The organism is Anoxybacillus pushchinoensis, assembly GCF_900111795.1.
GTDB classification, from domain to species: domain Bacteria; phylum Bacillota; class Bacilli; order Bacillales; family Anoxybacillaceae; genus Anoxybacillus; species Anoxybacillus pushchinoensis.
On record NZ_FOJQ01000054.1, the window covers coordinates 1 to 13,680 of the forward strand.

The window sequence follows — 13,680 nt, forward strand, 5'->3', positions numbered from 1 at the left end:
CTAGATAGATATGGCTTCCCAAGAGGTTATCTTGCAAGACAAAAATTCTTCTTTGGTTTTCAAACAGGGGACATGGTTAAGGCTGTTGTCCCAAGAGGGAAATATCAAGGCGTTTGGTTTGGCGAAGTCGCATGTAGAAAGACTGGAAGTTTCGATATTAAAGGCAAGGACGGAAAGCGTATCGCACAAGGAATAAATTATAGATATGTCCAAGTCATTCAGCGATTTGACGGATATGCTTATGGAAAGGGGGTGGCGGAACTTGCGTAAGGTGCAATTCCTCCCCGTGCCTAAAGGCAGGGGCTTCCTTGCGTAAGTTTCGTGATGGGAAATGTATGTTGTCGTTGTCAGCGTGAACTATCGAACAGCCCCTGTTGAAATTCGTGAAAAGTTGACGTTTAATCAAGCGGAGCTTGTTGAAGCGATGAAAGCGCTACAAAAGCAAAAGAGCATGTTAGAAAACGTCATCGTATCGACATGTAACCGTACAGAAATTTATGCGGTTGTTGATCAATTAAACACAGGGCGTTATTATATAAAAACATTTTTAGCAGATTGGTTTGGCCTTGATAAAGAGCAAATCGTTCCGTATTTGCGTATTTATGAAGAGCGTGAAGCGATTGAACACTTGTTTCGCGTTGCTTGCGGTCTCGATTCGATGATTTTAGGTGAAACGCAAATTCTTGGGCAAGTGCGCACAAGTTTCCTTTTAGCGCAACAAGAAAACACAATAGGCACGGTGTTTAAACAGCTATTTAAACAAGCGATTACGCTCGCTAAACGCGCCCATGCCGAAACAGAAATCGGTGCTCACGCTGTGTCAGTAAGTTATGCAGCTGTCGAGCTCGCAAAAAAAATTTTTGGCGATTTAAAAAATAAACATGTGCTCGTTTTAGGAGCGGGAAAAATGGGAGAATTGGCGTTGCAAAACTTGTACGGAAGCGGCGTCAAGCGCGTGACGGTTGTCAACCGGACGTTTGAAAAAGCACAGCAGCTTGCCGAACGTTTTAACGGTGATGCGAAGCCGCTATCGCAACTACAATGCGCATTATTAGAAGCGGATATTTTAATTAGTTCAACTGGTGCGAAACAATACGTCATTACAAAAGAGACGATGGCAGTCATTGAAAAAATGCGCAAAGGTCGTCCGTTTTTTATGATTGATATTGCTGTTCCGCGCGATTTAGATCCTGCGCTTGCGGAGCTAGACAGCGTCTTCTTGTACGACATTGATGACTTGCAAGATATCGTCGAAGCGAACTTGGCTGAACGAAAAAAGGCAGCGGAGCAAATTGAGCTCATGATTGCTGAAGAGATGGATGAGTTCCAACAATGGTTGCATATGCTCGGCGTCGTTCCGATTATTGCCGCTTTGCGTGAAAAAGCGATGCTTATCCAAGAAGAGACGATGAAAAGCTTAGAGCGAAAGTTGCCGCATTTATCAGAACGAGATAAAAAAGTGTTAAACAAACATACGAAAAGCATCGTCAATCAATTGTTGCGCGATCCGATTTTGCGCGCAAAAGAATTAGCTGCAGAGGACAATGCGGAAGAAGCGCTTCAATTGTTCATGAAAATTTTTAACATTGAACAACAAGTGAAGCAGCAACAAAAAGAGATGAGCTGTGTTCACGAGCGAGTAGCTGAACCATCTTTTCAACCGTAAGGAAGAGTTCGTATGTTTGAAATGACGAGATGGTATGAACTCTCGCTTCTTTTACATGCATCGTCCGTTTTGTTTTATTTTATTGATTTTCTTCATCACAATCGGAAAGCAAACCGCATCGCTTTCGGGTTGCTTTCTATTGTTTGGGGGATGCAAACATGTTTCTTTTTCTTCAGAATGGTGGAGACAGGGCGCTTTCCTGTTTTAACGCTTGCGGAGGGGCTGTCGTTTTACGCGTGGCTGCTCATTACGTTGTCGCTTGCCATTAACGGTTGGCTGCGCGTCGATTTCCTCGTCTTTTTTACAAACGTGTTAGCGTTTTTTATTCTTTCATTGCATACGTTCGCGCCGACGCCGTATACTGTCGGCATTGCCGAGCAGCTCATGTCAGAGCTGTTGTTCATTCATATTACGATGGCTATTTTATCGTACGGGGCGTTTTCACTTTCGTTTATGTTTTCCCTTTTATATTTGCTTCAATATGAATTATTGAAGCGAAAAAAGTGGGGAAAGCGATTATGGCGGATCGGCGATTTAGCGAAGTTAGATGATCTTGCATATGTGCTAAACGGTGTCGGCGTTCCGGTGTTATTATTAAGTTTAATTTTAGGTATTGTTTGGGCATATATGAAAGTAGATCATTTCGTTTTATACGATGCCAAAGTGCTTGGATCGTTTACTGTATTTGCAGCGTATAGTTTTTATTTATATAGAAGAGCGGTCAGAGGGATGCAAGGAAAAGAAATGGCGTATTGGAACATCGGTTCATTTCTTATTTTGCTTATTAATTTCTTTTTGTTTGGTACGTTATCGCAATTTCATTTTTAGCGATTGTTGGAGGAAAGCACGATGAGAAAAGTTATTGTTGGTTCGCGCCGAAGCAAGTTAGCGTTAACTCAGACGAACTGGGTTATTGAGCAACTAAAGCAACTCGGTGCGCCGTTTGAATTTCAAGTGAAAGAAATTGTCACAAAAGGCGATCAAATTTTACATGTGACGTTATCGAAAGTTGGGGGCAAAGGGTTGTTTGTGAAAGAAATTGAACAAGCGATGCTCGATCGCGAAATTGATTTTGCAGTCCATAGCATGAAAGATATGCCTGCTATATTACCTAAAGGGTTAACGATCGGATGTGTACCGAAACGTGAAGATCATCGCGACGTACTTATTTCTAAAAAACATATTCCATTTGAGCAGTTGCCGAGTGGAGCGATTGTTGGAACGAGCAGTTTGCGGCGTTCGGCGCAGCTATTAGCCGTTCGCCCAGATTTAAACATTCAATGGATTCGTGGCAACATTGATACGCGCTTAAACAAGCTAAAAACGGATGCGTACGACGCCATTATATTGGCTGCTGCTGGGTTACATCGCATGGGATGGACAAAAGAAGTGATTACACAATATTTGCCGACTGACGTATGCGTTCCAGCGGTTGGGCAAGGTGCGTTGGCTATTGAATGTCGGGAAGATGACGAAGAGCTATTGTATTGGTTAAACCGACTGACTGATAAACAAACGGAACGTGCGGTTCGGGCAGAGCGAGCCTTTTTACAGCGTATTGAGGGTGGATGCCAAGTGCCTGTGGCTGGATATGCATATGTTGATCGAGATGATATCGTACTTACAGCGCTTGTTGCGACACCGAACGGAACAGAAGTGCTAAAAGAAGTCGTTCGAGGAACGGATCCAGAAAAAATAGGAGTGGAAGCGGCACAACGGTTAATCGACCGCGGAGCAAAACAGTTAATTGCGCGTGTACTAAAGGAGCTGGAGTAAATGTTGAAGGGGAAGCGGGTGCTTGTAACACGCGAAAAGGCGCAAGCGAAAGCATTATCGCAAACGTTAGAGCGGTACGGCGCCATTCCAATTGAACTGCCGCTTATTCGCATTGAGCGGGCAAAACAATTGGATGACGCGCTAGTAAATGAGTGGCATACGTATGACTGGATTGTATTTACAAGCCAAAACGGGGTAAAATATTTTTTTGAACTAATTGGGGAAATAAAGCCACCAACGTGGCCGAAAGTGGCAGCGGTAGGGGAAAAAACAGCGAAAGCGTTACAAAAGCGAAACATCGTTGTCGATCTCGTTCCAAACGAATTTGTCGCAGAGAGCTTAGCTGAGTCGTTGACCCCTCTCCTTTCAACGCATGCGCGCATCTTGCTTGTGAAAGGAAACTTAGCGCGCGACACCCTTCGCGAGCAATTGAATAACATCGCGGACGTGACAGATTGGATTGTGTACGAAACGACGATAAATGAAGAAGCGAAGCCGCAAGTCGTTACTCTTCTTCAACAGCGCCTCATCGATGTTATCACGTTTACAAGCTCGTCGACGGTGCGCAGTTTTGAACGAGCGATCGCAAAAGAAAACGTCGATTTGTCTTTCGTCACAATTGCCTGTATCGGTCCGATTACGAAACAAACGGCGCTTGATTTAGGGATTCCTGTTCACGTTTGTCCTCATACATACACAATTGATGCTATGGTACAAGAGCTTTATCAATATTTTCAAACAAGAGGTGAGTAACTATGCAATTTGCGCGACATCGTCGTCTGCGTCAAACAGCGAATTTGCGTGCGATGGTACGTGAAACGCATCTTCATGTAGAAGATTTCATTTATCCGATTTTTGTCATCGAAGGGGAAAAGATAAAAAATGAAGTACCTTCGATGCCTGGCGTGTATCAACAGTCGCTTGACTATGCGCTTGAAGATGTAAAAGAGGCTGTTCAATTAGGTGTACGTTCCATTATTGTATTTGGTGTACCAAACGAAAAAAACGAAATCGCTTCGCAAGCCTATTGTGAGCACGGTGTCGTTCAACGTGCTATTCGCGCGATCAAAGACTCATTTCCGGAACTTGTCGTGATTGCCGACACATGTTTATGTCATTATACGAGCCATGGACATTGTGGCATTGTAAAAAACGGAACGATTGTCAACGACGATACGCTTGAATTATTGGCAAAAACAGCAGTCAGTCAAGCGAAAGCGGGGGCGGACATCATCGCGCCATCTAACATGATGGATGGGTTTGTCGCAGCGATTCGCCAAGCGCTAGATGAAGAAGGATTTACATATGTGCCAATTATGTCCTATGCCGTAAAATACGCATCAGCATTTTACGGTCCATTTCGCGATGCAGCACATAGCGCACCGCAGTTTGGCGACCGTAAAACGTACCAAATGGATCCTGCCAATCGGTTAGAAGCGTTTCGTGAGGCGCAAGCGGATGTGGATCAAGGTGCTGACTTTTTAATGGTGAAACCAGCGCTATCGTATTTAGATATTATTCGCGATTTAAAAAATCATTTCCATTTGCCGATTGTTGCTTATAACGTAAGCGGAGAATATGCGATGGTAAAAGCAGCTGCGCAAAACGGCTGGATCGATGAAAAATCGGTTGTACTTGAAATGTTAACAAGCATGAAGCGCGCAGGCGCCGACTTAATTTTAACGTATTTTGCAAAAGATGTTGCTCGATGGTTAAAGGAGGGGAAATGATGCGTAGTTATGAACGTTCCAAAGCGGCATATGCTGAGGCAGTTAAGCTCATGCCTGGCGGTGTAAACAGCCCGGTGCGCGCATTTCGGGCAGTAAAAATGGATCCGATTTTTATGGAGCGCGGAAAAGGCTCGAAAATTTACGACATTGATGGAAATGAGTATATTGATTACGTCTTGTCTTGGGGACCGCTTATTTTAGGTCATGCGAACGATCAAGTTGTTGAAGCATTAAAACGAGTAGCGGAAACAGGAACAAGTTTTGGTGCCCCAACGTTAATTGAAAATGAACTCGCCAAACTCGTCATGGAGCGCATGCCGTCTATTGAAATCATTCGCATGGTTAGCTCAGGAACAGAAGCGACAATGAGCGCCCTTCGTTTAGCACGCGGCTATACAGGACGGAATAAAATTGTAAAGTTTGAAGGTTGCTATCATGGACATGGCGATTCGCTTTTAATTAAAGCAGGATCGGGCGTTGCTACCCTCGGTTTGCCAGATAGCCCAGGAGTACCAGAAACGGTTGCACAACATACGATTACTGTACCGTACAACGATTTACAAAGCGTACGTTACGCGTTTGAAAAGTTCGGTGAAGATATCGCGGCGGTTATTGTCGAACCTGTTGCTGGAAATATGGGGGTCGTTCCGCCAGAACAAGGTTTCTTGCAAGGTTTGCGCGATGTGACGAACGAATACGGTGCCCTTCTTATTTTTGATGAAGTGATGACAGGTTTCCGTGTCGACTATTATAGCGGTCAAGGTTATTACGGTGTCAAGCCAGACTTGACGTGCCTTGGAAAAGTCATTGGTGGTGGACTACCAGTCGGGGCATACGGTGGTCGGGCTGATATTATGGAGAAAATTGCACCGAGTGGTCCGATTTATCAAGCCGGTACGTTATCAGGAAATCCGATGGCGATGACAGCTGGCTATGAAACGCTCCGACAACTGACGCCAGAAACGTATGAGGAGTTTCAGAAAAAAGCAAACCGTCTAGCAGAAGGGTTAAGCGAAGCAGCAAAAGCGTATGATATTCCACATACGATTAACCAAGCTGGTTCGATGATCGGCATATTCTTTACAAATGAGCGTGTCACAAACTACGAAACGGCGAAAACGTCCGATTTAGACTTATTTGCTCGTTATTATCAAGAAATGGCGAATGAAGGCATTTTCTTACCGCCATCGCAGTTTGAAGGCATGTTTTTGTCCACTGCGCATACAGATGAAGATATTGAAAAAACAATTGAAGCAGCGCGACGTGCGTTTGCAAAAATTAGCGATTGCCTCTAGGGCATCGCTTTTTTTATGCATACTTCTTTTTTTCTTCTCATAACCATAGTAATGTGAAATGACTTGGACGTTGAAGGAGAGATGAGCATGTTGCGTTTTTCAATTGAAGAAGCGATTGCGTTTCGACGTGAACATCACGTCGATCAACTATTATCGATTTCGTTACAACCGACAATTACAATCGAGGAACAAGAAGATTATGTGTATATTCGTGGTGTGCTACAACTATCCGGAGAATATACAAAACACGAAGAAGATGGAGAAGATGTTGAAACATTTGAACTCGGGCGATACATTGAACAAGTGCGTATGCATGATGAGGAAACGGGTGAATTTTTACATCAATTTCCAATTGACGTAACTGTTCCAAAAGAGCGAGTCGATGATCTTGAACAAGTGTATGTGCTGATCGAATCATTTGATTATGACTTACGGAAAAACGAATTACGTCTTATTGCTGAAGTGGCCATTCACGGTATTCAAATGGATGATGATCAAGAAGACGAAGAAGAGTGGGATGCGTACAACGTAGACGACTTTGAACCGTTTGAAGCTGTTGCCCGTCAAGAAGTATATGAAGAAGAAAAAGAAGAACAAGAAACAATCGTCAATGTACCGACATTTTATATGCTCCATGAAGAACAGGTAGCTGATAATGATGAACATAAAGAAGAACGGATTGATGTTCAAGGAGAGCATGAAGAAGAACAGGTTGATACTCAAAAGGCATATGAAGAAGAACAGGTTGATACTCAAAAGGCATATGAAGAAGAACAGGAGAGCAAGCGAGAAGAAACGTCTTTTCAACTTGAACTAAAAGGAAGGGAGACGAACGAAAAGCGAAATGAAAATGCGTTATATTTAACAAAACTATTTGGTAAAAATGAAGAACAGGCGTTTGCCCGTTTGAAAATTTGCATCGTCCAACAAGGCGATTCGTTGGACAAGATTGCCGAGCGATACGACGTATCTGTTCAACAGTTGTTGCGTACAAATCACCTTGAAAGTGGCGCAGATGTACATGAAGGTCAGTTACTATACATTCCAACGCCAAGTAAAGTATAAAAGGGCGGCATGGTGATGAAACAAGCGAGCGTGCAAAAATGGGAAACGACAAATGGAACATACGCGATTAAACGCATCGATTCATTTGCTCATTGGCAGGCGATTGAGCAAGCTTACCGCTTACGCATTCCGCTTGCCGTCCCTATTTATGAAGCGAAAAAACGAGATAATCAATGGTATTATACGATGCCATGGCTAAAAGAAAAGACGCAACCAGCCTCATCTTTTTTTCACGATTTAGCACGATGGCATAAACATTCATTAAAAGAAATACAAACGACTGAAGCGGAAATCGAATCTTATTATAAGGAACGAAAAAGCTCACTTGAAAAGGCAAAACAAACATTAACTCATCATATTGAACAATGTGAAAAACAATGGTATATGTCCCCGTTTCAGTTACAATGTTGCACCCATTTTCTCGATATTATGCGCGCCATCTCGTTTTCTGAACATACGTTAAATGAATGGCGCGAGCGAATGAAAGAAAAAAAGACCGTACGCATTTGTTACATTCATGGGCATCCGTCGTTCCAACATTATGTAGAACGGGATGACGGCACAGCGTATTTTATTAGTTTTGAACGGGCGCGCTGGGCTTCACCATTTCATGATTTACTCTTATTTTTTCGCCAATATTTGTATACGTATCCGTTGACGTGTGATGAAGCGGTACAGTGGCTTGCACAATATGAACAAACATTGGCGCTTGAAGAAGATGAACGGTTATTGTTTTTTCATTTACTTGTTGATCCACATCGGTTTGTTCGTCTCATTCATCGGTACGAACAACAACGTCATGACCGGCAACTGACAGCTGCTTGGCAACGGGCATATTGGCAAATGAAAAATATCGAATATGTCATTGGAAAATGGGAAGAAGAAAAGCAACAACATCAAATCCAATCGTAATGTAAAGCGAAGGAAAGAAGAATGAAAATAGCGAGTAAAATGACGTCAATCGTTGTTGGAAATAAAATCGTTCGAATAGCTTGAACGACGGTAATCGGGATGATGCATTGTTCAGCAATAAAGCGAAGTTTTCGTAGCCACGGTGGCCAGGCGTACGGATTGTAACGTCTACGCATATGCTCACATCCTTTTCAATTTTGCTCCGCATGGAGTTTTTCTTTTTTATCATATGTATAACGAAGTGAAAATGTGGCAAACCTTATTGACGATTCGTATGATTTTTATATAGTATTATGTATGAGTAGAGAAAAGCGAAGATAGGGAAGAGTACGGCGCAACCCGCCTAGCAGAGAGGGAAATCAGTAGCTGCGAGATTTCCTAGGTTTGTGGTCGTCGGAAGGTCGCCCTGGAGCTGCTTCTTCGAACGAAAGTAGGAGAAGCCGGTGCATCGCCGTTATCGATTTGAGTGCTTAAGCATCGCTTAAGAAAAAAGGTGGTACCGCGAAAGAGTCTCCTTTCGTCCTTTTCGGATGAAAGGAGTTTTTTATTTGATTGAAGGAGGGATTTGTATGTTACCGCCAAAATATGATCATCGTGCTGTTGAGGCAAACCGTTATGAATGGTGGTTAAAAGGAAAGTTTTTTGAAGCAACAAGTGACGAAAGGAAGAAACCATTTACGATTGTCATTCCACCCCCAAATGTGACAGGGAAACTTCATTTAGGACATGCATGGGATACGACGTTACAAGACATTATTACGCGCATGAAGCGCATGCAAGGATACGATGTGTTATGGCTTCCAGGCATGGATCATGCAGGCATTGCCACGCAAGCGAAAGTCGAAGAAAAGTTGCGCAATGAAGGAAAGACGCGCTACGACTTAGGACGTGAAAAGTTCGTTGAAGAAACGTGGAAATGGAAAGAAGAATATGCAGGTCACATCCGTTCTCAATGGGCGAAGCTTGGACTTGGTCTCGATTATACGCGCGAGCGCTTTACGCTTGATGAAGGACTATCTAAAGCGGTGCGTGAAGTGTTTGTATCGTTATATAAAAAAGGTCTTATTTATCGCGGCGAATATATTATTAACTGGGATCCGGTGACAAAAACAGCATTATCGGACATTGAAGTCGTATATAAAGATGTGCAAGGTGCGCTATATCATATGCGCTATCCGCTTGCGGACGGCTCAGGTTATATCGAAGTGGCAACGACACGTCCAGAAACGATGCTTGGTGATACAGCCGTTGCCGTTCATCCAGAAGATGAACGTTACAAACATCTCATCGGAAAAACAGTCATTTTACCGATTGTTGGTCGTGAAATTCCAATTATTGGTGATGAGTATGTCGATATGTCGTTCGGTTCAGGAGCGGTAAAAATTACGCCAGCGCACGATCCGAACGACTTTGAAATCGGAAATCGTCACAACTTGCCTCGCATTCTTGTCATGAACGAAGACGGTACGATGAACGACAATGCGCTTCAATATAAAGGGCTTGATCGCTTCGAATGCCGTAAGCAAATTGTGAAAGATTTACAAGCACAAGGCGTGCTGTTTAAAATCGAGGAACATATGCATTCGGTTGGTCATAGTGAACGTAGTGGTGCTGTTGTAGAACCGTATTTATCGACGCAATGGTTCGTCAAAATGAAGCCGCTTGCTGAAGCTGCGATTGAACTACAAAAAACAGAAGGAAAAGTAAATTTCGTTCCAGAGCGATTTGAAAAAACGTACTTACATTGGATGGAAAATATTCGCGATTGGTGCATTTCTCGTCAGCTTTGGTGGGGGCATCGTATTCCAGCATGGTATCATAAAGAAACAGGCGAAGTGTATGTCGATCATGAGCCACCAGCTGATATCGAAAATTGGGAACAAGATCCAGATGTATTAGATACATGGTTTAGTTCTGCGCTTTGGCCGTTTTCAACGATGGGCTGGCCGGATGAAACATCGGCAGACTATAACCGTTATTATCCAACGGATGTGCTTGTAACAGGATATGACATCATTTTCTTCTGGGTATCGCGCATGATTTTCCAAGCGCTTGAGTTTACAGGAAAACGTCCGTTTAAAGATGTGCTTATTCACGGACTAGTACGCGATGCACAAGGACGAAAAATGAGTAAATCGCTCGGTAACGGCGTTGATCCGATGGATGTGATCGATCAGTACGGTGCCGACTCGCTTCGTTACTTTTTAGCGACAGGAAGTGCACCTGGTCAAGACTTGCGCTTTAGCACAGAAAAAGTTGAAGCGACATGGAACTTCGTCAATAAAATTTGGAACGCTTCTCGTTTTGCGCTCATGAACATGGAAGGATTCACGTATGAAGACATTGATTTACATGGCGAAAAATCGGTTGCCGATCATTGGATTTTAACACGTTTAAATGAAACGATTGAGACGGTAACAAAACTTGCCGATAAATACGAGTTTGGTGAAGTCGGTCGCGTATTATATAACTTCATTTGGGACGACTTATGCGATTGGTATATTGAAATGGCGAAATTGCCGCTATACGGCGAAGATGAACAAGCGAAGAAAACGACGCGCTCTGTTCTTGCTTATGTGCTTGATCAAACGATGCGTCTCCTTCATCCGTTTATGCCGTTTGTGACGGAAGAAATTTGGCAACAACTTCCTCATGAAGGAGAGTCAATTACAGTTGCTTCGTGGCCACAAGTCCGTTCTGAACTAAGCAATCATGAAGCGGCCGAACAAATGCGCTTGCTCGTCGATATTATTCGTGCGGTGCGTAACATTCGCGCAGAAGTGAATACGCCGCTAAGCAAGCCAATTACGCTGCATATTAAAGCGAAAGACGAGCAAATTGCGAATACCCTTCAGAAAAACCGCTCATATATCGAGCGCTTCTGTAATCCTAGCGAGCTTGTCATCGACACGACGATTCCAACGGTCGAGAAAGCGATGACCGCTGTTGTGACAGGGGCAGAACTAAGCTTGCCGCTCGAAGGGTTAATTAATATTGAAGAAGAAGTGAAACGTCTCGAAAAAGAGTTACAAAAACTCGATCAAGAAGTCGAGCGCGTGCAAAAGAAACTAAGTAATGAAGGATTTTTAGCGAAAGCGCCAGCGCACGTAGTTGAAGAGGAGCGGAAAAAAGAGCGCGATTACATCGAAAAACGCGAAGCTGTCCGCGCCCGTCTTGCACAATTAAAACAATAGTTTTATGATGAAGACGAATCCATTTTGGATTCGTCTTTCACTTTAGTAAAAGGGGGATTTTTCATGGTTCGTACATATAAAGAAGCAGTTGAATGGATTCATGGACGGTTAAAGTTAGGGGTCAAACCAGGATTAAGACGAATGGAGTGGATGATGGAGAAGCTCGATCATCCAGAGCGTCGCATTAAAGCGATTCATGTCGGTGGAACGAACGGAAAAGGATCGACCGTTTGCTTTTTACGTCACATTTTACAAGAAGCAGGTTATCGTGTCGGGACATTTACATCGCCATACGTTGAACAATTTAATGAACGCATTAGTATAAACGGAAAACCAATTAGCGATGTCGATTTGATCAAACTTGTGCAAGTCATTCAGCCTTTAGCAGAGGAGTTAGAACAAACGGAATTAGGTGGACCGACAGAGTTTGAAGTCATTACCGCCATGGCGCTTTATTATTTTGGCAAAATGAACGTGCAAGACGTTGTCATTTTTGAAGTAGGACTTGGCGGACGCTTAGATTCAACGAACGTTATTTATCCGCTTTTATCGGTGATTACAAACATCGGTTACGATCATATACATATATTAGGGAATACACTTGAACAAATTGCGTTTGAAAAAGCGGGAATTATTAAGGCAGGAATCCCTGTTATGACAGCGATTGATCAGCCGGAGGCGCTACAAGTAGTAGAAGAGAAAGCGACATCGGTACGCGCAAAAGCATATGTGCTCGATCGCGATTTTACCGTTTTTGCTCACGAACCAACGACGGACGGAGAACGTTTTTCTTTACAAACACCGTTTACGACATATCGCGATGTGACAATAACGATGCTTGGGGCACATCAAGTGAAAAACGCAGCGCTTGCGCTGATGGTTGCCGACTATTTACGTACGTATTATTCGTTTCTGATTGAGCGTGAACATATGTACAACGGCATTCGAAAAGCAGCGTGGCTCGGGCGATTTGAAAAGATGGATGAACGTCCGCTTATCATTATTGATGGGGCGCATAACGAAGAAGGAATCGATAGTCTCGTTTCGACAATGAACGCTCACTATCCGAACCATCGCGTACACGTCCTTTTTACAGCGTTAGGGGACAAACCGGTCACAGCGATGATTCAAAAGCTAGAAACGATTGCCGAGACGATGACGTTTACAACATTTGATTTTCCGCGCGCTCTTTCCGCTGAACAACTCGCCGAACAAGCGACGCATCCGAATGTGCAATGGACAAACGACTGGAAACAATGGTTAAAAGAAAAGCGAAAGCAAGCTGAAAAAGATGATATTATTTTAATTACAGGTTCACTTTATTTCATCTCAAATGTGCGGAATTTTATAAAAAATAAATATAAGTAAGACGAAAACTGATGGTATAATAGATAAAAAATAGGACTTTCGAAAGGGGGAGAGGTAGGTGAAAAGAGCTGTTTCGGTGTTTCTTGTGCTACTTTTGTGGTCATCGTTATTATTTCCAGCTGTTAACAGCAACGCAGCAAGCAATAAACAGACAGGTGAAAAGTATGAAATACTAGAGATTGTCAGTCATGATTCATCCGGTTCACCTCTAGCTGACGATTATGTAAACAAGTAACTATTCATCCCGATAGTAGTATGTAAAGAAGCGCAACACAAATAGGGCATCCCCGTAATAGAAAATGCCCTAAGTGGTAGAAAGAACACGATCGAGCGTTTCGCCTGTCAACAGAAGACATAACGAATCCCACACGTTTTTTTCGTGTTTCGTCAGTGTGGAAACGATGCTTCTTATGATACAAAAAGACTGGGCGAATGTTTCTTCGCGAAACGTACCCGAAATGTTCTCTTTGACTTTAACCATGCGAAGATCGCGTTCGGCTTGGTTGTTATCAAAGGGAACATGTACTTCACGTAAGAAACGCAGCGCTTCTTCCTTTCGTTTTTGAAGGCGTCGAACAAAAGCGAGTGCTTTTTTCGGAAGAGGCGTCTTCGCTTCCAATCGGTGTTGTGCTCTTTCTAGGATGCGATCATACACTCGTTCCCACCGTCTCGCT

Annotated in this window: 13 protein-coding genes, 1 pseudogene and 1 other annotated feature; of the genes and pseudogenes, 12 read left to right on the plus strand and 2 right to left on the minus strand. The window is 43.2% G+C overall.

What is annotated here, in order from left to right; translation table 11 throughout:
- The 9 genes and pseudogenes from BM213_RS11990 to BM213_RS12030 all read left to right on the plus strand — a co-directional run.
- Nucleotides 1–270: pseudogene (locus BM213_RS11990) on the plus strand (RNA-guided endonuclease IscB); the annotation flags it as partial.
- A 61-nt stretch (nucleotides 271–331) separates the two neighbouring features.
- A complete protein-coding gene (gene hemA, locus BM213_RS11995) occupies nucleotides 332–1,666 on the plus strand; it encodes a glutamyl-tRNA reductase (RefSeq protein ID WP_091704470.1) in 1,335 nt (444 codons plus the stop codon).
- A gap of 12 nt (nucleotides 1,667–1,678) precedes the next feature.
- Nucleotides 1,679–2,494, plus strand: coding sequence for a cytochrome C assembly family protein (locus BM213_RS12000; protein WP_091704473.1), 816 nt, complete (start codon nucleotides 1,679–1,681; stop codon nucleotides 2,492–2,494).
- A gap of 21 nt (nucleotides 2,495–2,515) precedes the next feature.
- Nucleotides 2,516–3,442 (plus strand): hydroxymethylbilane synthase, encoded by a 927-nt coding sequence (hemC, locus tag BM213_RS12005; protein WP_091704475.1) that lies wholly within the window; start codon nucleotides 2,516–2,518, stop codon nucleotides 3,440–3,442.
- The gene (locus tag BM213_RS12010) at nucleotides 3,443–4,195 is read left to right on the plus strand and encodes a uroporphyrinogen-III synthase (protein WP_091704477.1); all 753 of its coding nucleotides are present in this window, start codon (nucleotides 3,443–3,445) and stop codon (nucleotides 4,193–4,195) included.
- Nucleotides 4,196–4,197: 2 nt separating this feature from the next.
- Nucleotides 4,198–5,172 (plus strand): porphobilinogen synthase, encoded by a 975-nt coding sequence (gene hemB, locus BM213_RS12015; RefSeq protein WP_091704482.1) that lies wholly within the window; start codon nucleotides 4,198–4,200, stop codon nucleotides 5,170–5,172.
- Nucleotides 5,172–6,467, plus strand: a complete 1,296-nt coding sequence (hemL, locus tag BM213_RS12020; protein WP_091704485.1) for a glutamate-1-semialdehyde 2,1-aminomutase — start codon at nucleotides 5,172–5,174, stop codon at nucleotides 6,465–6,467. The genes hemB and hemL overlap by 1 nt, the downstream gene beginning before the upstream one ends.
- Before the next feature lie 87 nt (nucleotides 6,468–6,554).
- Nucleotides 6,555–7,532 carry a stage VI sporulation protein D gene (spoVID, locus tag BM213_RS12025; RefSeq protein ID WP_091704488.1) on the plus strand — a complete coding sequence of 326 codons (978 nt, stop codon included), beginning with the start codon at nucleotides 6,555–6,557 and terminating at the stop codon, nucleotides 7,530–7,532.
- 15 nt (nucleotides 7,533–7,547) lie between these two features.
- A complete protein-coding gene (locus tag BM213_RS12030; RefSeq protein ID WP_208601916.1) occupies nucleotides 7,548–8,444 on the plus strand; it encodes a protein kinase family protein in 897 nt (298 codons plus the stop codon).
- On the opposite strand, the gene BM213_RS12035 is transcribed toward BM213_RS12030, so the two are convergent.
- A complete protein-coding gene (locus tag BM213_RS12035; RefSeq protein ID WP_091704493.1) occupies nucleotides 8,429–8,620 on the minus strand; it encodes a hypothetical protein in 192 nt (63 codons plus the stop codon). The two genes, BM213_RS12030 and BM213_RS12035, sit on opposite strands and share 16 nt — an antisense overlap.
- Nucleotides 8,621–8,749: 129 nt before the next feature.
- Nucleotides 8,750–8,972: a binding site (T-box leader), on the plus strand.
- Between the two features lie 41 nt (nucleotides 8,973–9,013).
- Here BM213_RS12035 and BM213_RS12040 point away from each other — a divergent pair.
- The 3 genes from BM213_RS12040 (at nucleotide 9,014) to BM213_RS14705 (ending at nucleotide 13,241) form a co-directional block, all read left to right on the plus strand.
- Nucleotides 9,014–11,638 carry a valine--tRNA ligase gene (locus BM213_RS12040; protein WP_091704496.1) on the plus strand — a complete coding sequence of 875 codons (2,625 nt, stop codon included), beginning with the start codon at nucleotides 9,014–9,016 and terminating at the stop codon, nucleotides 11,636–11,638.
- 63 nt (nucleotides 11,639–11,701) lie between these two features.
- Entirely contained in the window at nucleotides 11,702–13,006 is a 1,305-nt protein-coding gene (locus BM213_RS12045) for a bifunctional folylpolyglutamate synthase/dihydrofolate synthase (RefSeq protein WP_091704499.1), read from the plus strand.
- Between the two features lie 58 nt (nucleotides 13,007–13,064).
- Nucleotides 13,065–13,241 (plus strand): hypothetical protein, encoded by a 177-nt coding sequence (locus BM213_RS14705; RefSeq protein WP_167357408.1) that lies wholly within the window; start codon nucleotides 13,065–13,067, stop codon nucleotides 13,239–13,241.
- Nucleotides 13,242–13,310: 69 nt separating this feature from the next.
- Here BM213_RS14705 and BM213_RS12050 read toward each other — a convergent pair.
- A partial coding sequence (locus BM213_RS12050; RefSeq protein ID WP_143091201.1) for an IS66 family transposase occupies nucleotides 13,311–13,680 on the minus strand: 370 nt, incomplete at its 5' end.